Annotated in this window: 19 protein-coding genes; 13 read left to right on the top strand and 6 right to left on the bottom strand. The window is 68.1% G+C overall.

Annotation, left to right across the window (positions count from 1 at the left end; all coding sequences use genetic code 11):
• Positions 1-45: 45 nt before the first annotated feature.
• A complete protein-coding gene (locus Psi02_RS27140) occupies positions 46-333 on the top strand; it encodes a universal stress protein (RefSeq protein ID WP_275415268.1) in 288 nt (95 codons plus the stop codon).
• A 184-nt stretch (positions 334-517) separates the two neighbouring features.
• Here the strand turns inward: Psi02_RS27140 and Psi02_RS27135 are convergent, their stop codons facing one another.
• Complete coding sequence (locus Psi02_RS27135) at positions 518-1027, bottom strand: FMN-binding protein (RefSeq protein ID WP_203978495.1); 510 nt, start codon at positions 1025-1027, stop codon at positions 518-520.
• A gap of 30 nt (positions 1028-1057) precedes the next feature.
• Positions 1058-2431: a ferredoxin reductase family protein gene (locus Psi02_RS27130; protein WP_203978494.1), complete on the bottom strand. Its 1374-nt coding sequence runs from the start codon at positions 2429-2431 to the stop codon at positions 1058-1060.
• A gap of 150 nt (positions 2432-2581) precedes the next feature.
• Between Psi02_RS27130 and Psi02_RS27125 the strand changes: the two genes are divergently transcribed.
• From Psi02_RS27125 to Psi02_RS27100, 6 genes are all read left to right on the top strand, one after another.
• Positions 2582-3310 (top strand): response regulator transcription factor, encoded by a 729-nt coding sequence (locus Psi02_RS27125; protein ID WP_275415261.1) that lies wholly within the window; start codon positions 2582-2584, stop codon positions 3308-3310.
• Positions 3307-4734, top strand: a complete 1428-nt coding sequence (locus Psi02_RS27120) for a sensor histidine kinase (protein WP_203978493.1) — start codon at positions 3307-3309, stop codon at positions 4732-4734. The genes Psi02_RS27125 and Psi02_RS27120 overlap by 4 nt, the downstream gene beginning before the upstream one ends.
• 148 nt (positions 4735-4882) lie before the next feature.
• On the top strand, positions 4883-5257 hold the full coding sequence (locus Psi02_RS27115; RefSeq protein ID WP_203978492.1) for a hypothetical protein: 375 nt from the start codon (positions 4883-4885) through the stop codon (positions 5255-5257).
• Positions 5257-5544 carry a hypothetical protein gene (locus Psi02_RS27110; RefSeq protein ID WP_203978491.1) on the top strand — a complete coding sequence of 96 codons (288 nt, stop codon included), beginning with the start codon at positions 5257-5259 and terminating at the stop codon, positions 5542-5544. The genes Psi02_RS27115 and Psi02_RS27110 overlap by 1 nt, the downstream gene beginning before the upstream one ends.
• A gap of 319 nt (positions 5545-5863) precedes the next feature.
• Complete coding sequence (locus Psi02_RS27105) at positions 5864-6694, top strand: alpha/beta fold hydrolase (RefSeq protein WP_203978490.1); 831 nt, start codon at positions 5864-5866, stop codon at positions 6692-6694.
• 41 nt (positions 6695-6735) lie between these two features.
• A complete protein-coding gene (locus Psi02_RS27100) occupies positions 6736-7593 on the top strand; it encodes an alpha/beta fold hydrolase (protein WP_203978489.1) in 858 nt (285 codons plus the stop codon).
• A gap of 38 nt (positions 7594-7631) precedes the next feature.
• Here Psi02_RS27100 and Psi02_RS27095 read toward each other — a convergent pair whose 3' ends face one another.
• Entirely contained in the window at positions 7632-10073 is a 2442-nt protein-coding gene (locus Psi02_RS27095; protein ID WP_203978488.1) for a helix-turn-helix transcriptional regulator, read from the bottom strand.
• A 203-nt stretch (positions 10074-10276) separates the two neighbouring features.
• Here Psi02_RS27095 and Psi02_RS27090 point away from each other — a divergent pair, with 203 nt between their 5' ends.
• Positions 10277-13120: a helix-turn-helix transcriptional regulator gene (locus tag Psi02_RS27090; protein ID WP_203978487.1), complete on the top strand. Its 2844-nt coding sequence runs from the start codon at positions 10277-10279 to the stop codon at positions 13118-13120.
• 1337 nt (positions 13121-14457) lie between these two features.
• Here Psi02_RS27090 and Psi02_RS27085 read toward each other — a convergent pair.
• Positions 14458-14970: a hypothetical protein gene (locus tag Psi02_RS27085; RefSeq protein WP_203978486.1), complete on the bottom strand. Its 513-nt coding sequence runs from the start codon at positions 14968-14970 to the stop codon at positions 14458-14460.
• Positions 14971-15127: 157 nt separating this feature from the next.
• Here Psi02_RS27085 and Psi02_RS41130 point away from each other — a divergent pair, with 157 nt between their 5' ends.
• Both Psi02_RS41130 and Psi02_RS27080 read left to right on the top strand, forming a co-directional pair.
• A complete protein-coding gene (locus Psi02_RS41130; protein WP_373317686.1) occupies positions 15128-15769 on the top strand; it encodes a relaxase/mobilization nuclease domain-containing protein in 642 nt (213 codons plus the stop codon).
• Between the two features lie 44 nt (positions 15770-15813).
• The gene (locus tag Psi02_RS27080; protein WP_203978485.1) at positions 15814-16326 is read left to right on the top strand and encodes a DUF3592 domain-containing protein; all 513 of its coding nucleotides are present in this window, start codon (positions 15814-15816) and stop codon (positions 16324-16326) included.
• Between the two features lie 571 nt (positions 16327-16897).
• On the opposite strand, the gene Psi02_RS27075 is transcribed toward Psi02_RS27080, so the two are convergent.
• Positions 16898-17440 (bottom strand): TetR/AcrR family transcriptional regulator, encoded by a 543-nt coding sequence (locus Psi02_RS27075; protein WP_203978484.1) that lies wholly within the window; start codon positions 17438-17440, stop codon positions 16898-16900.
• Positions 17441-17515: 75 nt separating this feature from the next.
• Between Psi02_RS27075 and Psi02_RS27070 the strand changes: the two genes are divergently transcribed.
• Positions 17516-18574, top strand: coding sequence for an aldo/keto reductase (locus Psi02_RS27070; RefSeq protein ID WP_203978483.1), 1059 nt, complete (start codon positions 17516-17518; stop codon positions 18572-18574).
• A gap of 176 nt (positions 18575-18750) precedes the next feature.
• Positions 18751-19035 carry a VOC family protein gene (locus tag Psi02_RS27065; protein WP_203978482.1) on the top strand — a complete coding sequence of 95 codons (285 nt, stop codon included), beginning with the start codon at positions 18751-18753 and terminating at the stop codon, positions 19033-19035.
• Between the two features lie 140 nt (positions 19036-19175).
• Here the strand turns inward: Psi02_RS27065 and Psi02_RS27060 are convergent, their stop codons facing one another.
• Positions 19176-20171, bottom strand: coding sequence for an alpha/beta hydrolase family protein (locus Psi02_RS27060; RefSeq protein ID WP_203978481.1), 996 nt, complete (start codon positions 20169-20171; stop codon positions 19176-19178).
• Positions 20172-20265: 94 nt separating this feature from the next.
• Between Psi02_RS27060 and Psi02_RS27055 the strand changes: the two genes are divergently transcribed.
• Positions 20266-20859, top strand: a complete 594-nt coding sequence (locus Psi02_RS27055) for a TetR/AcrR family transcriptional regulator (RefSeq protein ID WP_203978480.1) — start codon at positions 20266-20268, stop codon at positions 20857-20859.
• The last annotated feature ends 209 nt before the right edge of the window (positions 20860-21068 follow it).

The following is a 21068-nucleotide window of genomic DNA, read 5'->3' as shown; positions in this document are numbered from 1 at the left end:
GACGCATGCGCAAAAAGGGATCTACGCAGGGACGAGGGTCCTTCGCTGAAGGGGACGTCCCGCAGGAGTGCCACGTTGAAGATCATGCACGTTCGTGAGCCATGGGAGACCCAATATCCCGTGGGAGACGTGTCGGATCGCGATGACTTCCTCGACCACTGTGAGGGTGTGGTGGCCGCCGCTGCCGACCGTGCCCGCCGACGAGCGCCGGGCATCGACGTGACCACGACGCTCGTCTCAGGCGAAGTGATCGAGGAGGTCATGCGCGAATCCGAAAATGCCAACGAGGTCGTCCTCGGCAGCAGAGGAGGGGTGGCTTCCCCGGGTTGGTGAGGATCTCGGTCAGCACTGCGATACCGGTCGAGTCTTCCACGGCGATCCCTACTACCACGTGCCCAAGAGCCTGCGAGGTCGCACCGACACACGCCGCAACGGCGGCCAGACGTACTTGCGACTGTGACCAGCACTTTCGTAACAGGGCCCAGGTGAGTCCCCATGACGTGCTCGACGCGCCGTGTCAGAGCCCTGCCTTGTCGATGGCGCTCTGCAGCGACGCGATGTAGCCCTCGCTGGTGTAGGTGGCGCCGGAGACGCTGTCTATCCGGCCGGATTGAGCGGAAAGCGTCTCCTGATTCAGGATCGGCAGCGCCTGGGTGTTGATCTCGAAGTCCCGGTTGTTGCCGTCGGGCGCCTGCAACACGTTGACACCGGTCAGTTTCCCCCCGGAGAGGACTATCTCCACCTGCACGGGCCCCCAGCGGGTGTCGGCGATACCGCCGGTGACGACCTTGTCTCCGCTTGTCGCACCCGCGCCGGCGCCCGCGCTCGTCCAGTTCCCCTGGTGTACCGATTCCTTGGCACCCGACGTGCTCGAACTGTTCGACTTCTTGGGACTGCCATCCCCACTCATGTCCCCGCTCGAGCCGCTGCTCTTGTCTGAGATCGCGGCGGGAGGATCGGCCAACGCCGTGATCTCGTGGGGCTTGAAGGACAACAACAGGACCAGGCCGACGGCGGTGGCGAGCACGGCCAATATCGCTCTGCGCATGGGATTCCTTTAGAACTCGAACGATTCGTGGTGGATGCGGCGGCTCGGTACTCCGGCGGCGCGTAATGCGGATATCACGCTGCCGGTCATGCCGGAGGGGCCGCACACGTAGACCTCATGGTCGCGCAGGCCGGGAATGAGCGCGGTGAGCGTCCGGGGGGCGAAGGGGTCGCCGGTCACGTCGCGGGGGCCGACGCTGTAGTGCAGGGCCGCGCCCCGGTGTGCGGCGATCGCCTCAAGCTCCTCGCGGAAGACCAGGTCAGCGGGGGTTCGCGCGCGATAGAGCAGGGTGAGGTCACCGGGACTCGCGGGGATCGACTCGAACAGCGCGCGCATGGGGGTGATGCCCACCCCTCCTGCGATGAGCAGCACCTTGCGGTTCTTGCGGTGGGCCGCGGTGAACGCGCCATAGGGGCCTTCGGCGACGACCTTGGTGCCGGGGCGCAGGCGCGCGAGCCGACGGCTCTGCTCGCCCAGGTCCTTCACGGTGATCCGCAGTGCGTCGCGTCTGGGAGTCGCTGACAGTGAGTACGGGTTGGGGGACCACCACAGCTGCCTGGTGAGAAACCGCCAACGGAAGAACTGGCCGGGTTCCGCGCGTAGTTGGTCGAGATGCCGCCCTGTGATGTGGACGGAGACGACTCCTGGAGCCTCGCGGACGACCCGGGTGACCCTCAGCCGGTGCCGGAAGGCGTGCCGTACCGGCGTGATGAACCGGTACCAGGCGAGCACCACCGCGACCCCGATGTAGAGGGCGTACCAGGCGACCTGCGCCGGCCGGTTCCCGATGAACTCGTTGCCGGTGGCCAGCACGTGCCCGAACGCCAGCCACGCCGCCAGGTACGTGTAGAAGTGCAGGTGGAACCAGGTCTCGTAGCGCAGCCTCGGCCTGATGGCTCGAGCGGAGACGGTCCCGATCCCGACGAGGAGGAGCACGGCCACCGTCGCCTTGAGCACGTCCGGATAGGACAGGTTCAGCGTGACGGTCTCGCCGACGACGTCCGTGCCGTCGGCCACCGCGTACCCCCAGATGATCAGCAGCGTATGCGCGACGGAGAGTCCTACCACGTAGCGTCCGCCCATGGAGTGCCAGCGGGCGAGTTTGTCGGATCCAACTCCCCGTTCAAGCGCGGGGATCCGGGCCATCAACGCCAGGAGCACGGCGATCACATAGCCGGCGAGAAGCCCGGTGATGCGTCCCGCTCCGGTCAGCCAGCCGTCGAGACCGGAGACGCTGAGCGTGTTCGCCCACCAGAGGCCGAGCACGGCGAGCGCCCCCGCATAGACGATCGTCAGGACGACCGCCGGGTTGGCTCGGGCGCCTCCTGAGCGAACGGCCCGGTGCGTACCGGTGGCCGTACTCCCAGTGAAGGTGGTGCTCACGCGATCTCCCCTCTCGTCGCTGTGAGCACTCACCGTGCCAACTGAACCTCTCGTTTCCCTATGTTCCGGGTCATTTGCCAACGGTTCATAGCATTCTCAGAGGCAGCTCAGAGGGTCCGCGTCGAGATTAAGGAGGACCCTGACATCATCATGCGTACGACCTCCGATGGTCTTCCCGACCTGCTCCGCCCAGATGGAACGCCCGTCCGTGTCCTCGTCGTCGACGACGAGCTCGACCTCGTCGAGGTGCTCAGCGCGGTGCTGCGCTACGAGGGCTGGGAGGTGCGCACCGCGGCGGACGGCGCGGCGGCGGTGAGCGCCGCCCGCGAGTTCCACCCCGATGCGGTGCTGCTCGACATCATGCTGCCTGACATCGACGGCATCGAGGTGCTGCGTCGCCTGCGGGCCGAGGCGCCGCATGTGTGCGTGCTGTTCCTGACCGCCAGGGACGCCGTGGAGGACCGCATCGCCGGGATCACCGCGGGCGGCGACGACTACGTGACCAAGCCGTTCAGCCTGGAGGAGGTTCTGGCCCGTCTGCGCGGGCTGCTGCGCCGTGCCGGCAGGGCCCGGGCGACGGAGGGAAACCGGCTGATCGTCGGAGACCTGGTCATGGACGAAGACGCGCGGGAGGTGACCCGCGGCGGCGAGTTGGTGGAACTCACGCCGACCGAGTTCGAGCTGCTGCGCTTTCTCATGCGCAACCCGCGCCGGGTGCTCAGCAAGGCCCAGATCCTCGACCGGGTCTGGTCCTACGACTTCGGCGGCCAGGCCCATGTCGTGGAGCTCTACATCAGCTACCTGCGCAAGAAGATCGACGCGGGACGGTCGTCGCTCATTCACACGGTTCGGGGCGTGGGATACGTCCTCAAGCCATGAGGCCCCGCACCCTCCGGGGCCGCCTGGTGGCCGGCGTGCTCGTGCTGCTCGCGCTCGCCTGCGCGGCGGTCGGCGTGGCCACCTCTCTCGCGTTGGAAAGGTCCCTCCTCGATCGCATGGACCAGCAGCTGTCGATGACGGTCGGCAAGTTCGCCGCCAGCCTGGAGCACCACATTGAGAACGGCGACCTCGGCGACAGCCGAGGGCAGTCACCCGGCACTCTCGGCGTACGCCTCATGGGCGGGCAGGTGACCGACGCCGCCGTGGTCGTGGCGTCCGGGAACTCCCGTATCAGCTTCCCCGCGGCCGACGCGTCCTGCCTGGCCCGGGTCCCGCTCGACGGTCGCGCCCACACCGTGGATCTGTCGGCTCTCGGCGACTACCGTGTGATCGCCATCGCCGGTGCCGACGGCGACGTGCTGATCAACGGGCTGCCCTTGGCAGGAGACAACGCCACAGTCCACCGCCTCCAGATCATCGAGTCCGTCGTCTTCGCCGCCGTCATGCTCGGCACCGGCGTCGCCGCCACGATCTGGGTACGGCTCTCGCTGCGCCCCCTGCAACGAGTCGCGGGAACGGCCCGGCGCGTCACCGAGTTGCCGTTGGCCAGCGGGGCGGTGGAGCTTCCCGCCCCCGTGCCGGACGACGACGTGAGAAGCGAGATAGGGCAGGTCGGCGCGGCATTCAACCGCATGCTCTTCCATGTCGGAGACGCCCTGGCCCGCAGGCACGCGAGCGAGCAGCGGATGCGCACGTTCGCGGCCGACGCCAGCCACGAGCTACGCACCCCGCTCGCGACCGTCAGGGCACACGTCGAGCTGGCCCGCCGGGACACCGGCCCGATGCCGCCACGCGTAGAGCACGCGCTGGAGCGGATCGACGCGGAGTCCCTCCGGATGGGTGCACTGGTCGACGACCTGCTGCTGCTGGCCAGGCTCGATGAGGGCAGGCCGCTGGCCCGGGACGAGGTGGACCTGAGCAGGGTGGTCATCGACGCGACGGGTGACATGCACGTGTCCGCTCCGGACCACCGGTGGCGGCTGGAGCTCCCCGAGGAACCGGTGACCGTGGTCGGCGACGCCGACCGGCTCCACCAGGTGGTCGCCAACCTTATGGGCAACGCCCGTGCCCACACTCCGCCCGGCACCACCGTCACCGTCACCATCACGACCGATGTCGCGACGGTTTCCGGCTCCAGCGCGGCGGCATTGACAATCGCCGACGACGGGCCGGGAATCCCCGATGAGCTGCAGGGGGAGATCTTCGAGCGGTTCGTCCGAGCGGACAAGGCACGCTCGCGCGCCTCCGGGGGGAGCGGCCTCGGCCTCGCGATCGTCAGGGCGGTCGTGGGAGCCCATAACGGCACGGTCGACATGGACAGCCGCCCCGGCCGCACCGTGTTCCGCGTGATGCTCCCCCGCTAGCATTGAGCTTGTTCTGTCTAATGGGTGCGAGCTCTCCCCCCAGTCCGTGGAGCACCTCATGGCCGACGAGCCAGCCACCTTCCAAGTGGGTCGACCACCTGAGCCGACCGTGCCGTCGAGGAAGCGACCGCCGTGGTTGGGGATCGCGGTGAGCGTCACGGTGGGCCTGGTGGTGCTCGTCGCGGCAAGCATCTTCGCTGGCGCGAACCGGGAGGACATGCAGTCCCCGTGCGACAGGGCGATGGTCCTTGTCGGTCAGGTGGACGACATCGTCGAGCACCAGGGCACGACGGTCGGATACGTCTCCCCGGACGAGACCACGCCGCTGTGGTCCACCCTGACGCGGATGGCGGATGGGCTCGCTGAGGGCTCGTATACGGACGTGGACGGTGCCCCGTCTAAGGAGCTTCAGGCCGCGTTGTTCGAGTTCGCTCAGACGTTCCCGACATCGTCGGGTGGGCTGTCGGACACGGACGGCGATGTTCAGCAGTCGCTCCGCCACATCCGGGCCGCGTGCGCGTAATGCACCGTCGGCTCGATGCCGAACACGGCGACCATCATGCGGGAACTCCGCACCCGACCCGGTCGACCTCACCGGATGGGGTCTCGCCGATCAGGGCAAGCGCACTCTTCCTCCTTTCCGGGCCCCTCGGTCCCGGAGGCTCCGTACGCCTCCCGGTCGACGGCGGGGCCCAACTGGGCAACAGCGGTGGTGCCATCACCCTGCTCGACCCCGCCGGTCTCAAGGTCCACGGCGTCTCCTCCGCCAAGCAGCAGGCCCGGCGTGAAGGATGGACCATCACGTTCTGACTGGTCGTAGACGTGCCTCTGCACGACCTGGGCCTGGTCCTCGAGCGTGCAGCGACCGTCTCCGCGCCCAGCCCGAGGTCGGCCGGGGCGGGCGAAGTACCTCGACATCCCGTGAAACACGTAGCCATCCCCATGCGGCCATTCACAGGCGTTTACATGTGCAAATTGCCCAGATCGGGTGTCTTTTCGCGAGCGCAGGCGCCGTCCGGTGCGTGGGGGTCGCAGCCGGACTATGAGGTTCACATGATTCCCGACATCAGTGCTCGGGTTTAGCGTCTGCCGCGGACGAATCCGAAACCGCGTGAGATGGAGAACCACCATGCCCTACGTGAACGTAGGCACGGAGAACTCAATACCGATCGACATCTATTACGAGGACCACGGCGCGGGGGCACCCGTGGTGCTGAGCCACGGTTACCCGTTGAGCGGGAAGGCGTGGGAGAAGCAGGTTTCCGTGCTGATCGCCGCCGGGCACCGTGTGATCACCTATGACCGCCGGGGCTGGGGGAACTCAAGCCAGCCGGCCACCGGCTACGACTACGACACGTTCGCCGCCGACCTGAACGCCCTGATGGAGAAGCTCGACCTGCACGACGCCGTGCTCGTCGGCCACTCGATGGGCACGGGCGACGTGACCCACTATTTGGGCGTCTACGGCAGTGCCCGCGTGCGCAAGGCCGTACTGATCTCGCCGATCCCGCCCTTCCTGCTGCAGACCGACGACAACCCCGAGGGCGCTCCGCAGGGCCTGTTCGACGGCTTCGTCGAGACGGCCAAGGCCGACCGGCCACAGTGGCTCAAGCAGTTCCTCGAGAACTTCTACAACTACGACGTCTACGGCGGCACCCTCGTCAGTGAGCCGGCGTTCCAGTCGAGCTGGAACATCGCGGTCGCGGGTTCGCCGGTCGCCGCGGTGGCGTGCATCCCGACCTGGCTGACCGACTTCCGGCCCGACGTGGCCAAGCTCGACGTGCCGATCCTGGTGATCACAGGTGACCAGGACCGGATCCTGCCCAAGGAAGTCGCCGGCGAGCGGCTGAGCGGGCTCGTCGACGACCTCGAATACATCGTCATCGAAGGCGGGCCCCACGCGATCGCGTGGACCCACACCGACCAGGTGAACACGGCCCTGCTCGGCTTCCTCGCCTGATCACGACTCATCCCCACACCGCATTGAAGAAAGGCAAGTCCATGCTCGTGCACCGGATCCGCTACGCCACGGCCGCCACGGCCGCGGCGGCGGCCGCAGCAGTCCTGCTTCCCCTCGGACTGACTTCGGCGACCGCTGCGACCGCCACGACCAGCGCCACGGCCACCCACCACGCGGCGAAGCCCACGATCGTGCTCGTCCACGGCGCCTGGGCCGACGGATCGAGCTGGTCCGGCGAGGTCAGCCGCCTCCAGCACGACGGCTACACCGTCGCCGTGGCGCCCAACCCGCTGCGGGGCCTGTCCAGCGACGCCGATTACCTGCGCGACTACCTGGCGGGCATCACCGGCCCGATCGTGCTCGTCGGCCACTCGTACGGCGGCGCCGTCATCACCAACGCCGCGACGGGTAACGCCAACGTCAAGGCCCTGGTCTACATCGACGCCTACCTCCCGGACGCGGATCAGACCGTCGCCGACCTCAGCGGCAAGGACTCCGCGCTCGCACCGGCGGTCACCGACCCGACATCGGTCTTCAAGCTCGTGAACTACCCGGGCGCACCGGCGGGCGTGTACGACACGTACGTGCTGCCGGACGTGTTCGTCCGGGGCTTCGCCGGCGATCTGCCCCCTGCGACCGGCGCCCAGCTCGCGGCCTCCCAGTCCCCCACGTCCCTGATCGCCCTCGGCGAGCACTCCGGGCCTCCGGCCTGGAAGACGATCCCCTCATGGGACCTGATCGGCACCAAGGACAAGATCATCCCGGAGGCGCAGCAGGTCGCCATGGCCGAGCACGCCGGCGCGCGCACCCAGAAGTTCAACGCCTCCCACCTGGGCATCATCTCCCAGCCTGGCACCGTCACGAGCTTCATCGAGAAGGCGGCCTGCGCCGAGGGCTGAGCGCCGGGCGGTGCGGTCACTTGACCGCACCGCCCACCTCACGGCTTCCTCAGCTTGAGCTGGCGGCGTGAGGTGACTCCGAGCTTCCTGAACACCTTCTTGAGGTGGTAGTCGACGGTGCTCGGGCTGATGAACAGCTGCGCGGCGATCTCCTGGTTCGTCGCGCGGCCGGCCGCCAGTGTGGCGATCTGCCTCTCCTGCGGCGTGAGGTCATCGGACGCGTCCGCGGACGCGCCGTGGCGCGTGCCGGCCGCGACGAGCTCGATCCGGCATCGATCCGCGAACGCCGCCGCGCCCATCTCCACGAACATGTCGTGGGCCATGCTCAGCCGTGCGCGGGCGTCGTTCCTGCGCCTGTGCCGGCGCAGCCACTCGCCGTAGAGCAGGTACGCGCGGGCCAGATCGGCCGTCATACGCGTGCGCTCCAGGTGCTCTATCGCCAGCAGGTAGAGACGCTCCGCGTCGGCCGGCTCCGCCAGGAGCGCCTCCGACCTCGCGAGCAGCCCGAGCGCCCACGGAGTGCCGGCCACCTGGGCCTTCGCCCTGAGCCGCGACAACGCCGACTGAGCCTGGTCGCGCTCACCACACCGGACACCGGCTTCGATGAGGTCGGGCAGGCGCTGATGGTCCAGGTTCACCATGTCCAGCTCGCACAGGTGACGGGCCGCCTCGAACGCGTCGCGGTAGCGGCCACGCCCGAGCGCCTCGGAAGGACCCGCTACGGCCGGGGCCCGCTCGTCGGCGGACTCGTCGGCGAAACGGTCATCCCACACGGCGTGCGCGGCCGCGACCCCGAGCGTGCCGGGCGCCCGCGGGTCCGCGAGATCGGCCAGGGCGGCCAGGGCGGCATGGAGCACGGGCACGGCCTCGGCGTAGCCGATCGCGATGAGCGTGGCACAGCCTTCCAGCAACAGGTCGCCGGGCGTCGCCTCGCCCTCCGGCGGCGGCGTGAGCGTGAGCGCCTCCTTCGCGATCTCGAGCGGAGTGACCTCCAGAGCGGCTTGCCGGACCGTGAAGACCATGTTCATGGCCTCGAGGAGCTTTTCCCGGCGGCGCCGTACGTCGACGTGCTCGTAGGCGCGCGCGGTCGTCAGCAACAGCGCGGGAAGCCGGGCGGCCGAGCCGCCGGCCCGCATCTGGATCTTGCCGCGTATCTCCGCCGCCAGCGCGCGTGTGAGCGGATCCGCCAGGGCCGGCTCGGCCGATTCGACCAGTGACCCCGCCTGGGAGAAGGCGCCGGCGGTCAGAGCCGCCTGCGCGGTGGCGACCAGTCGCCCTGCCCGGCGAGCGGGCTCGGGGGTCAGCTCGGCCGCGCGCATCCGAATGATGACCTCGGCGTCGGACCCGCCGCGTGACCTGGCCGTGCCGGCGGCGTCCTCAAGCGCCGCGGCCAGCACCTCGTCCGGCCCCGTGGCTGCCTCGGCGAGATGCCAGGCGCGCCGGTCGGGGTCCCGATCGGGATCGGTGACGGCCGCGAGCACCTGGTGGACCCTCCGACGCTCACCGCTGGACGCGCCGTAATAGACCGCCGAGCGGATCAGCGGGTGACGGAACCTGACCCGCGTGCCCGGCTCCAGGAGCTGTCGCGCCTCCGCGCCCGCGCCCGCGTCCCACCCGAAGCCGAGCTCGGCCCCGGCGCGCCACAACACCGCGGGGTCGCCCGTCTGCTCGGCGGCGGCCGTCAGCAACATCATCTGTGAGCTCGCCGGCAGGTCACGGATCTCGCGGACGAACCGCGCCCCGAGCCTCTGGCTGATCGGCAGCGGGTCAGGCAACCGGGCCGCACCGGTCAGGTGCCCGGGATCCAGCTCATGGGCGAGCTCGATGAGGGCCAGCGGGTTGCCGCCCGTCTCGGCGACGATCCTCTCGCTGATCCGGTCGTCCGGCCTGCCGGGCGTCGCCGAGGCCAGCAGTTCGGCCGCCGCGCGCGGCGCGAGGCCCCGGATCTCGCGGTCAGGAAGCCCCGTCAGCGGCAGGAGCCGGGGGGTGGGCTCGCGGACCGCGAACATCATGACGAGGCGCTCGGCCTGGAGACGGCGTGCCACGAACGCCAGCACCTGGGCCGACTCCTGATCGAGCCACTGCGCGTCGTCGACGACGCACAGCAGGGGCTCACCGGCGGCGTCGGCCAGCAAGCTCAGTGCGGCCAGCCCGACGAGGAAGCGCTCGGGCTCCTTGCCCTGACGCAGGCCGAAGACAGCGGCCAGGGCCGATCGTTGCGGGGGCGGCAGGTTCGGCAGGCGGCCGAGGAAGGGCAGCAGGAGCTGGTGCAGGGCCGCGAAGCCGATCTCCGTCTCCGATTCGATGCCCGCGACCCGCACCACCCGGGTGCCGCGCGCCTCCCGCATGGCGTGGTCAAGGAGCGCCGTCTTCCCGATCCCCGCCGGCCCCCTGAGTACGAGGACGCCGCCGGCACCTTCACGGGCGGCCGTGAGCAGACCCTCCAACTGCGCGAGTTCCTCCTCACGACCCAGGAGCAAGGCTGCCTCGATCAGGTCGGGTGCTCATGGACGGACGTCCGCTCCTTTCGAAGGATCAGGCTGCGTGGCCGGACCAGTCTCCCGAGCGGGGGTGCGCAAGCGGTATCCGAAGGATGACTGCACCCCCGGCCACGCACCCTCCCCCTGCCGCACTAAAGTCCAAATTGTCCTGTCTTCAGACCCGAACGGAAACCCCAGCCAGCATGTCCGAACGCACGTCGTCGCTGCTCATCGGCCGGGATACCGAGCTTCACCGGCTCATCGGCCTGCTCGACTCGCCATCGAGCCAGGCGCTGGCGCTCCTCGGCGAAGCAGGCATCGGCAAGACCAGCCTCCTGTCGCGGTTCGTCGAGCAGGCCCGGGAGAAGAAGGTGAACGTCCTGTCGGTCGTGGCCGACCAGTCCGAGACCCATCTCGCGTTCGCCGGACTCCACCAACTGCTGGGCCCGATCCTCAGCTCGGCCGGTTCCCCCGTGGCCGACCTGACGCCACCTCATCGGAACGCGCTGCTGGCCGCCTTCGGCCTGGCACAGGAGTTCACGGCTCCCGACCGCCTGCTGATCGGCATAGCGGCCGTGACGTTGCTCATCAAGGTCGCGGAGCGGTCCCCGCTGCTCCTCGTCGTCGACGACGCCCAGTGGCTCGACTACAACTCGCGCGACGTTCTCGCCTTCGTCGGGAGACGCCTGAGGAACGAGCGGATCGTGATGGTGGTGAGCACCCGGGAACAGGCGCCCCCGTCGCCGTTCGGCCACGACGTCGCCCATTTGCGGCTGGAGCCGCTCACCGAGACAGACGCCAACCGGTTGCTCGACGCGCAGCCGCACCCCCCTCGCGGCCTGGCTCGGTCGACCGTCCTGGCCCAGGCGCAGGGCAACCCGATGGCCTTGGTAGAGCTGACCAGGGCGATCGCGACGGACAGGACATGGGGCGGATACCGGCTCGAAGACCCGCTTCCGCTGAGTGAGCGCCTGGAACGTCTGTTCAGTGAACGGGTGAGCGCCCTGCCGCAGGCCTGCCGTACCGCCTTGTTGTTCGCCGCGGCGGCCGGCCCGTCCGAGCTGTCGGAGGCGGCCGGCGCCGGCCTTCCCGGCCTGGAGGCGCAGATCTGGCAACCCGCCGAGAACGCCGGCCTGATCACGGTGAGCGGCGCCGGAGTGGCCTTCTCACACCCTCTGGTGCGCTCGGCCGTCTACCACGCGGCCTCGTTCGCCGATCGCGCGGACGCCCATCGCCGGCTGGCCGGCGTACTGACACGGCAGCCGGATCGCCGGGCCTGGCATCTGGCGAGGGCGACACTCCATCCCGACGAGAGTGTGGCCTTGCTCCTGGAGGAGACCGCGGCGGAGGCTCTGCGACGCGGCGGCTGCGTGGCCGCCGCCCTCGCCATGGAACGGGCGGCGGAGCTCAGCCCGGACCCTGAGAGCCGGGCACGACGGCTCGTCATCGCGGCCGATTACGCCACCACCACGGGGCAGGCCACATGGGTGCGTGACCTCGCGACCCGGGCATCGGCCGCCACGTCCGACCCGACGTTGAGGGCGCAGGCGAACCGGGCGATCGGGTGGGCGCTCGCCTGGACCAAACATCAGGCCGAGGCGCTGAGAGCGCTCGTCACGCTCGGTGAGGAGACGGCGGCGTGGGCCCCGCTCATCGCCTGGAGCACCTTGGGGCCGGCGGCGTCCGTCGCCTACCACTTGGGAGCGCCTGCCGGACGGATCGCGGTGCGTCAGGTGGTGGACCGGCTTTCCCCGCGGGAGGCCGCGATCCACGCCGGCGCCCCGGACTGGGCGGACGCCGTCCGGCTGTTCACGCATACGGCGACCAGCCCCTACCAGGGACGGGCGGCGGCCTTGGCCGACATTCGCCGGATCACCGAACGCGAGCTCGACATCCTCGGCCTGTCGACGGCGGGCCCGGCCGCCTGGGTGCTCGACGAGTCGGATCTGGCGGTGCGCATTCTCCGGGTGGCGCGCGAGAGGCTCCGCAAACCCGGCATCCAGGGTGCCAGCGGCGCCATGGTGATAGGGCTCTCGGAGGCGCGCGAGAGGCTCCACAAATCCGGCATCCAGGGTGCCAGCGGCGCCATGATGATGGGGCTCGCCTGGGCCTGCCTCGACACCGCCCGATGGGACGAGGCGCTGGACGCGTGCGCGGAGGCGTCCGAACTGGCCGCGGCCTACGGTATGGAGATCGTCACTGCGGGGATCAGCCTCACCGCCGCCACACTGGCGGCCCTTCGCGGCGACACGCTCCGCGCGCGCGACCTCTCCGCCACGGCGGTCGCCGCCGTGGATCCGGCCGACGTCCCGTTCATCGCGGCGCGAGAACGCCGGGTGACGGGGCTGATCGCGCTGGTCGAGGGACGCTTCGAGGCGGCCTACACCATCCTCCGCCAGGTGCTCGGCGACGACGGCGTCCCGCTCCACTACCACGCCTCATATTTCGCGCTGGTGGACTTCGCCTCCGCCGCGGTCCGTACGGACCAAGTCGACGAGTGCAGAGCGATCGTGGAACGCGCGGTGAGCCAGGTGGACGGGGACATGTCGCCACGTCTCGAGCAGTTGGTCGCGCACGCGCGCGCGTTGTTGTCCGGACGCGATCGGGCCGAGGAGCACTACACCCGCGCGCTCGCCGACCCAGCGGGTGAGCAGTGGCCCTTCGAACGAGCTTCCCTGCGGCTGGACTACGCCGAATGGCTGCGGCGACGGCGGCGGATCAACGAGGCCAAACCTCTGCTGATCTCAGCCGTGGAGGTGTTCCAGCGCATCGGAGCGAAGCCGTACGCGCAACGGGCCGAAACCGAGCTCCGCGCCTCCGGAGTCACCCTCCCCGGAGCCGCCGCGTCAGACGGCCTGGCGCAGCTCACCCCGCAACAACGCGAGATCGTCCGTCTCGCCGCCCAGGGACTGACCAACCGCGAGATCGCCGAACGGCTCAGCCTCTCGCCCCGAACCGTCGGCTCCCACCTCTACCGGTCCTTCCCCCTCCTTGGAGTCACCGCCCGCCACCAAATCCGCGACGTCCTCGGCTCCGGCGCCGGGTAACCGCCTCAGAGGAGCTGGATCACGCCGAGGGGACGAGGGCGCGGGTACCCGTACGCGCCAGGCGGCGGTGGCGGCTGCAGACCAACAACGGCGAGGACTGGGACGCATTCCGTGTTGACGCGGGATGGTGCTATAAGGTCGCGTTCTCGGTCCCGGGCAAGAACTGGGAGATGACCTACAACCGGTCCGGCATGGGCACCCCCGTCTACGTCAAGGTCGAAAACTTCGGAACAGCCCGGGTCTACGCGCAGAAGTACGGCTCCTGTCCGTAGCGGGCCGGGCAAATACGGGCCGGCCTCGGTGACCCTTCCTGGTTTTATTGGTTCCACCTGGCGCAACCACCGACACCGCTTCAAAAAGGACTCACCCGCACGCTCGGCGCACGAAGCGCGCCTACTACAAGCGCCAGCGCCGCCGCCACTAACCTGATCATGAAAAATGGCGGCCCCAGCAGTCCCACTACCAGCGGCAACAACTCAAAGATCAATAAGTGCGGCTGGAGTATTAGTACGTGCCGTTCGCCGTAGACGACCTCGATCGGCCGGGCACCATCCGGCGTACACACCGGCGGGGCTTTGCATGGTGGTCCCCGTTGCGAATTGGAGCCCCAGATATCGATGGCGTCTACGACGCCTGCAAGGGAAATTCATCGGACCAGGTCATGCCTGAATATGACAGATCTGCCCGGCGTAGCGGCTTCATCAGTACGCCGTATTAATCACGACAAGACCTTGCATGGAGATGCGGTCGCTAGTACTTTCCATCCAGGTTAGAGATCACGGGAAATGGAAGGATGTCGGGTGATCCGCAACAAGCTGGTTTCTTTTCTCGCCGCAACTGGAGCATCGGCTGCTCTGCTCACGGCGTCCGCAGTGCCGGCATCGGCTGCGTCCTACAGTCTCACGCCATATCTACCTGCGTATAACAATGGAAACCTTCATGCATACGCCACCTATAAGACTGGCACCACGGTGAAAAAAGTGTGTGTGAACCTCATGCTGCAGACGATCTACACTGATCAACCCGGCCCGAGTGCATGCACTGGCACGCTTCCGTCGAACTCCAGCGGCGGGATCAGTAGCCCCAGCATGCGATGCAACGCGTACCAGACATACACGCGCGTCATCGCATACGACAGCAAAAACAAGATCATAACGTGGAAGAACGGCCCAGTCGCGTCGGGCTGCTAAGCGAAGCGGCAGTAGGCCAAGCAGGTGTCTGATTCCCATGGACACCGCAGTGAGGTCGCGATAGCGCCTCGGTGTCCTCCTGGCGAGACCTAATGAGAAACCCCCTGGACCTCCGAGTCCAGGGGGTTTCTTACGTTTCGACGATACCTATATACGGTCCTGGAGGATCTTGGCCAGTCGCAGCGCGGTCTCCTGGCGGCCATCCGAGCTGGCGGTTCGCACCTTGATCCCGCAGTAGTCCCCGGCACGGCAGGGGAACCACAGCTCGCCGTGCAGTTCGGCGTAGGTGGCGCCGTCGACGAATCCGCTCAGCGGGTCCCCGATCTCGGCCACGGACTCGTACTGGGCCTTGGGCAGCACCGCCGCGAAAATCGCCTCGTTGAAGCCGTCCTTGGCGCTCGACGCCGTCCAGACGCATCCGCCGAACGTGTAGTCGTGCTGGCCGCCGTCATTCGGGCCGATCGCCTCGGTGACCTCGTTGTTGGTAAGGAACTTGCAGCTGCTGTCGCTGTTACCGGAGCCTTCCCCTGCGGGGGCTTCCGCACCGGGAATGCCCACCGGGCTGGAACCATCCAAGCCACCGCCGCCTCCGCAAGCCGCGACCAATGCCAGGGCGCCGGCGAGAATCGCAGCGTGCGTGAACTTCCTGAAGACATCCATGGTTTCAATCCTTTTCATAGGGGTGTGATGGCGGAGAATTCCGAAGCGTTCGGTGCGTTGAGGAAGGCCACCGCGTGCTCATGTGCCAGTGCAGCCGGTTGGGCTCCAGGGAGATGGCCGTATTGGGGTGTTCGATGGCTTCGCGTAGCTGGGAGCTGTGTCGGTCGGGGCTTGCATCACCAGTGATAGGCCGGGCCGCTTGCAAAGTGCTTTCAGCGGCCTGACCTCTACACGCAAACCGCTGGCCATCCCGCAGGGCCGAGGCAGTTCTCACAGAGCGAGAGTGAGGGTGTCGGCAGGTTGCGGAAGTTCTCGCGGCCGGCACCTGCGGATCGGATGGCGGCGCGACGAGCCGGTGTGGCATTGCGTCGCCCGAACTGCTCGCGACGATCGGGTTCTGGACGATGATGAGTGGGCTCGGGTCGCCCACGAGATCATGAACCGGACTGGTCTTGCCGCCGACGGGGATGACGATGCGGTGCGCTGGGTCGCAGTGCGGCATGCCGATGACCACATCCATATCGTGGCCACGCTCGCGCGCCAGGACGGAACCAAGCCGAAGACCTGGAACGACTTCTACCGGGTGCGGGAAGCCTGCCAGGCGGTCGAGCTCCACTACGGTCTGAAAGTGACGGCTCCTGGAGATCGAACGGCCGCGCGGAGGCCGACGAGAAGTGAGACCGAGCATGCGCGGCAGCGGCGATGGGCTGAGGTGCCGAGAATCACGCTACGTCGGCATGTCAACTGCCGAACAAATCCACGCGCACCCGCTCCGTGTGATCTACAAAAGAATCCCTGACGGATGGCTATTGACGTCACCGACTGCCCCGTACCCTCGCCGATATGGGGTTTGAGTCAGTGCCGTTACCGCCGTTGTTCATCTTCGCCGGCTGTAGCGGAATAGCACTGTTTTCAGTGGGCAGCGGGATCAGGCTCCTGCGGCGATCCCATCATCTCGACCGGGTAGGCCGATCCGCCACCGGTATCGTCGTGAAAAACCTCTCGAGGGCTGGGTGGCGAGCCTTCCTGCGTGCAGGCACGGCCAGCAACTCCACCAGCTCGTTCCCGCGCAGGCGGTACGACGACGACGAGAACACGGTGAGACATAGCCCGGTGATCGAGTTCAGTACCGAGGACGGGCAGGTGGTCCGTGCGCGCAGCCCACGCGAAAGCACGGAGCCGTTCGTCGTGGGGAGCACCGTACCGATCCTCTACGACCCCGGTGCACCGAAAGTTGTGAAAATCACCAGTGGCCAAGGCAGCGGATCAGCTGGGGGACCCAGGTTGGTCGTGGGCATTCTCGGGCTGGCCACCACTTGGATCATCGCCTGGGATTTCATATCCCAGAAGTTGTGAAAGTCCCAGTGGCCAGGGCACCGGATCAGGGCTTGGAACCCCCATCGTGACCCCGAAAAATAGAATCCCTCTCCCTCGCATACTCGACATCATTTAGGGCTATGAGCGACGACGCTGAGGATATTGGGGCCGAGGAGCCTCACAACGACTCTGATGAGCCCCACGAGGCCGCCGACGCGCCCCCGAGGAACGGCGGCGCCCCAAGAGCCGCAGGCCACCGCAGCCCCCCATCTCGAAGAGCACAGAGAATCTACTGAGGAGTGTCAACGCCTCCGTGCCGCCGTGGCTCAAGGCGACGCAGGGACTCAGCACGCCGCTTCAGCGTCTGATGGACAAGGCGGCCAGCTTTCAGAAGCTGGTCGGCAAGGCAGCTATGTACAGATCGCCGTTGTCGAGCCTGGACATTGCACTGCTGTCGTCTGCCATCCGGCAGGCTGAAAGCCCGGGCATGCCTCGATCACTCCGTTGCTGAGAGCTCAGCAACCGCAGCAGCGACCTGCTCATCGTGGACCTTGCGGATCCTGACCGGTGTTGGTGCCTTGACCCGTGGTGGTGGCTGGGCGGTGCTCGGTCACGACTCGGTGATCGCGATCGCGACGAGGGCCGCGGTGAAGGGGGCGGGTTCGAGATCACCTCGTACGGCGAGCTGCTGAGTGTAGCCGTGGCAGAGGGCCACGAAGGCTTCGGCGATCCGGGCCGCGTGCGCGGGCTCGTGGTCGGGCAGGAGAGCGGCGACCGCTTCGCGCAGCTCCTGGAGTTGGCGGTGGACCAGGGTGGCGAGGCTCGGGGTGACGGCGGCCTCGGCGTAGATCTGGGCGACCAGCCGGGCGTGGTCCTCCTGGCGCGCCAGGGTGCGAATGTGCTGAAGGAAGTCGTGGATGGACTCGGCGGTCAGCTCCGCGGGCAACGCGTGGCCCGCTTGTTCACAGATGGCGGCGACGATCTCGTCCTTGCTCGTGAAGTACCGGTAGATCGCCCCGGTGGAGAGCCCGGAGGCTTCGACGATGTCGGTCATGGACGTCCGAGCGAAGCCGTGAGCGGCGAAGCGGGCGCGGGCGGCGTCGATGATCTGCTGACGGCGGGCGTCGAGGTGGGCTTGGCTGACCTTTGGCATAGAGAGCGACCATTCGTTTTACATGTTAACGTCGTCGACCTTACCGCAACTCCGTCTACCTCTGAGGAGACCCCCATGCGTTACCAGACCTTCGGACGACACAGCGGCCTGCGGGTCTCGGAGTATGTGCTGGGCACGGCCAACTTCGGCTCGGCCCCGGCCGCGGCGGGCCTGGAAGGCTCCAGGGCGATCTTCGAGTCGTTCGTGGCCGCCGGCGGGACCACCATCGACGTCTCGAACATCTACCAGGACGGTGAGGCCGAGACCGTTCTGGGCGATCTGCTGGGACGCGAGCGCGACGACTATGTCGTGATCACCAAGTACTCCGGGAGCAGGAGCGCCCAAGTCCGCCCGGGCACCACGGGCAACAGCCGCAAGACCATGATCCGGTCTCTGGAGGAGAGCCTGCGGCGGTTGAGAACCGACTACGTCGATGTCTTCATGCCGCACATCCCCGACGGCGTGACCCCGTTGCCGGAGATCCTGGCCGGCTTCGAGGACCTGATCAGGGCGGGCAAGATCCGCTACGGCGGACTGTCCAATTTCCCGGCCTGGCGGGTGGCGGGCGCCGCCGTCAGGTCGGAACTGAGTGGGCGCATGCCGCTGGTCGGCATCCAGACCGAATACAGCCTGGCCGAACGCTCCGCGGAACGAGAATTCTTCCCGATGGCCCAAGCACACGGACTGGGCGTCGTCCTCTATTCCCCGCTGGCCGGTGGCCTGCTGACCGGGAAGTACCGTCACGGCGAGCAGGGGCGACTCAGCGCACGGGCCGCGGCCGACAGCACCGCCGGCGAGGGCGGTGCGCAGCGCACCGCCGTGCTCGACGCCGTCCTCGCCGTGGCCGATGAGATGGGTACCGGCCCGGTCCAGGTCGCACTGGCCTGGCTGCGTCAACGCGCCGCCCGCGCCCGGACCTCGATGATCCCCATCGTGGGGCCCCGCACCCCGGCTCACCTGGCGGGATACCTCGACGCCCTGAACGTCGAACTCGACCCTCACCACTACCAGAGGCTGGACGAGGTCAGCGCGATCAGGTTCGGTGCACCGTACGAAGACGTGGCCGGCGCGCTGGCCCACGGCGTCGACGGGGACCGGAGTCTCCTCGACGACCCGCTCATCCCGGTGATCTGACACCGGCCCACCCGCCCGCCACGGCTGATCCCGCCTCATGCCCGAGCCGGCCCTCTCCGTCCACCGCTCATGCCGCCTGGAGTACTCATGGCCCTCGCCCACATTGCCGCCATCAACCTCGAATGCCCTGACCCCGTCTCCCTGGCCCGCTCTGGGCACACCTGCTCGGCGGCGAGATGGCAGTCGAGACACCGGACTTCTGCGCAGTCAAGATCGGGACGCTCCACCTCGGCGCAATCCGGGTCGAGGACTACCAGCCACCGACCTGGCCATCCCATGACCGCTCACAGCAGATCCACCTCGACCTCACCGTCGACGACCTCGACACCGCCGAACACGAGTCGGTCCGACTCGGCGCCACCAGGGAACACCATCAGCCCAGCCCAGAACGCTCACGCGTCCTACGCGACCCGGCCGGCCACCCCTTCTGTCTACGCGCCTGGCGCTGGAATCGCCGCTGATCACAAGGACTTGCTGTGAGGGATCCACATCGACCCGAACCCCGGGACCGGGAGCCGAAGTACCGCTGCCCGCGCGGCCGTGTCGCCGCGGCTCAGCGCGTCCAGCGCTTTAGTGAACCAGTCCGGAACGGGTGCGGTGGTCACTTGCTCTCCAGCCGACCGATCGCGTCGAGGCGCGCGAACGCGGCCGTTGCCGCCGGCCACGCCGAGGTGTCGGACGTGAGGGCGTCGCGCAGGAATGCCCAGCTCATCCGCTGGATCACGGCCACGCGTTCCGGGTCCTCGTCGGTGGTCTCGACGGTGTCGTAGCCGGTGACGCCGCCGAGCATGTGCTCGCCCCCGTGCAGGGTGAGCAGCGACTTCGGTCCGGGTGCCTGGTGGTAGGCGTCGGCGTGGTAGTCCGGCCCGCGGTCGGTGAGCTCGGGCGAGTCGTCCTGGTCGCCGACGATCACGAGCGTGGGCGTCGTCATTTCCTCGAACCCGGCCGTCCGCAGTGCGGTGAACCGCTTCGCCATGTCCGTGAGGTGATCGTCCCCGGCGCCTGTCGGTGCGAGGAGGACGCCCGCTTTGACCCGGTCGTCGAACGCGCGGACGGTGTCGCCGTCCTCCACCACGCGTGCGCCGAGGAGCATGCTCGCCGTCTGCCCGCCCATCGAGTGCCCGGCGACGGCGACCCGGCCGGGGTCGACGCGCCCGGCGAGCTCCGGTACGGCGGCCTCGACGAGGTCGAAGTGGTCCAGGATGGCGGTGAGGTCCTGTACGCGCGACTCCCAGTACGCGCGTGCGTCGGGCGCGGTCCGCGGCAGCCCCAGGGACTTCGAGCTGAGGTGGGTGGGCTGCACGACCACGAACCCGTGGGCCGCCCAGAAGTCCGACAGCGGCGCAAGTCCGCGGTTCGAGGAGACGTAGTTCGTGAACCCTCCGCCGTGGGAGAGCAGCACGATCGGCAACCGGTCTCCCGAGGTGGGTGCGGAGACGCGGACCTGCAGCGGGGTGGGGCGTCCGGGTGCCGGGAGCACGACCGTGCTCACCGACAGGAAGGGCGTCGAGTCGGCGACCGGAATCGTGCGTGCCCGGCCGAGGAACGCGTCGGCGCCATCCCAGAGGTCGTCGTGCGCGGTGGTGTCGTCAGTCATTTGCTGTCCCCTCGTCGACTAAATGGAATCTAGTTCCGTTTGCCACCTTCGCTACTATATGGAATCAGATTCCGTTTGGCAAAAAGAGGTGCCCATGACCAGCAGGAACGAGGCGGTGCCGCAGACGCCCCTTCGTGCGGACGCCCGTCGCAACGTCGAGGCGCTCATCGAGGGCGCCCGCACCGTATTCGCCCGCGACGGCGTCGACGCGCACGTGAAGGACATAGCCCTGGAGGCCGGAGTCGGAGTCGCGACCCTGTACCGCCACTTCCCCAAGCGGACCGATCTCGTACTCGCAGTACTGCAGCATGACGTCGACGAGTGCGTCGAAACGGCCCAGGAGCTCGCCGCGGCGCACACGCCGATGGATGCCCTCACACTGTGGCTCGACCGTTATTGTGCGTTCGTCCTCACAAAACATGGTCTCGCAGCGGCGCTGCAGTCGGGCGAAGCGACCTTCGCCGGACTCGGCGCACAACTGCTGGAACAGCTGGAGCCGACACTTGACGAGCTTTTGCAGGGCGCGCGAGTCGCGGGGGCGATGGAGGGCGGGGCGAGCGCGATGGATCTCCTCCGCGCGGTCGCGCACCTGTGCACGCCCGGCCCGTCGCACATCGACTACACCCGGCGCATGATCACGCTATTGCTCACCGGACTGCGGCAGGACCCGGCGACGCAACGGGGCTAGAAGGACTACACGCTGAGCGTCACCGCCGTACCCGCGATTGACCACCGACGCCTCGACCGCCGCCCTCCTGGCTTGGCGACTGAGTTCGGGGGCCGGTTTCGCGTGAGTTCGGATGCCAGTTGGAGATCTTGAGAGGCTGGTCGGAGAACGAGATTTGGTACCACTCTGCAGCTCGGCTCGCTCGAAGGTCGCTTAGCGTGCCGGATGCG

This window comes from Planotetraspora silvatica, assembly GCF_016863315.1.
Taxonomy (GTDB): Bacteria; Actinomycetota; Actinomycetes; order Streptosporangiales; family Streptosporangiaceae; genus Planotetraspora; species Planotetraspora silvatica.
Note: the sequence above shows the minus strand (reverse complement) of the source record. Positions and strands in the feature narration are given on the sequence as shown.

Excerpts from the sequence above, each read along its gene's own strand:
- Psi02_RS27075 (WP_203978484.1), bottom strand. The coding sequence starts at position 17,440 with ATGCCAAAGGTCAGCCAAGCCCACCTCGACGCCCGCCGTCAGCAGATC.
- Psi02_RS27085 (WP_203978486.1), bottom strand. The coding sequence starts at position 14,970 with ATGGATGTCTTCAGGAAGTTCACGCACGCTGCGATTCTCGCCGGCGCC.
- Psi02_RS27125 (WP_275415261.1), top strand. The coding sequence starts at position 2,582 with ATGCGTACGACCTCCGATGGTCTTCCCGACCTGCTCCGCCCAGATGGA.
- Psi02_RS27065 (WP_203978482.1), top strand. The coding sequence starts at position 18,751 with ATGGCAGTCGAGACACCGGACTTCTGCGCAGTCAAGATCGGGACGCTC.
- Psi02_RS27080 (WP_203978485.1), top strand. The coding sequence starts at position 15,814 with ATGGGGTTTGAGTCAGTGCCGTTACCGCCGTTGTTCATCTTCGCCGGC.
- Psi02_RS27110 (WP_203978491.1), top strand. The coding sequence starts at position 5,257 with ATGCACCGTCGGCTCGATGCCGAACACGGCGACCATCATGCGGGAACT.
- Psi02_RS27060 (WP_203978481.1), bottom strand. The coding sequence starts at position 20,171 with ATGACTGACGACACCACCGCGCACGACGACCTCTGGGATGGCGCCGAC.
- Psi02_RS27070 (WP_203978483.1), top strand. The coding sequence starts at position 17,516 with ATGCGTTACCAGACCTTCGGACGACACAGCGGCCTGCGGGTCTCGGAG.
- Psi02_RS27090 (WP_203978487.1), top strand. The coding sequence starts at position 10,277 with ATGTCCGAACGCACGTCGTCGCTGCTCATCGGCCGGGATACCGAGCTT.
- Psi02_RS27100 (WP_203978489.1), top strand. The coding sequence starts at position 6,736 with ATGCTCGTGCACCGGATCCGCTACGCCACGGCCGCCACGGCCGCGGCG.
- Psi02_RS27055 (WP_203978480.1), top strand. The coding sequence starts at position 20,266 with ATGACCAGCAGGAACGAGGCGGTGCCGCAGACGCCCCTTCGTGCGGAC.
- Psi02_RS27105 (WP_203978490.1), top strand. The coding sequence starts at position 5,864 with ATGCCCTACGTGAACGTAGGCACGGAGAACTCAATACCGATCGACATC.
- Psi02_RS27120 (WP_203978493.1), top strand. The coding sequence starts at position 3,307 with ATGAGGCCCCGCACCCTCCGGGGCCGCCTGGTGGCCGGCGTGCTCGTG.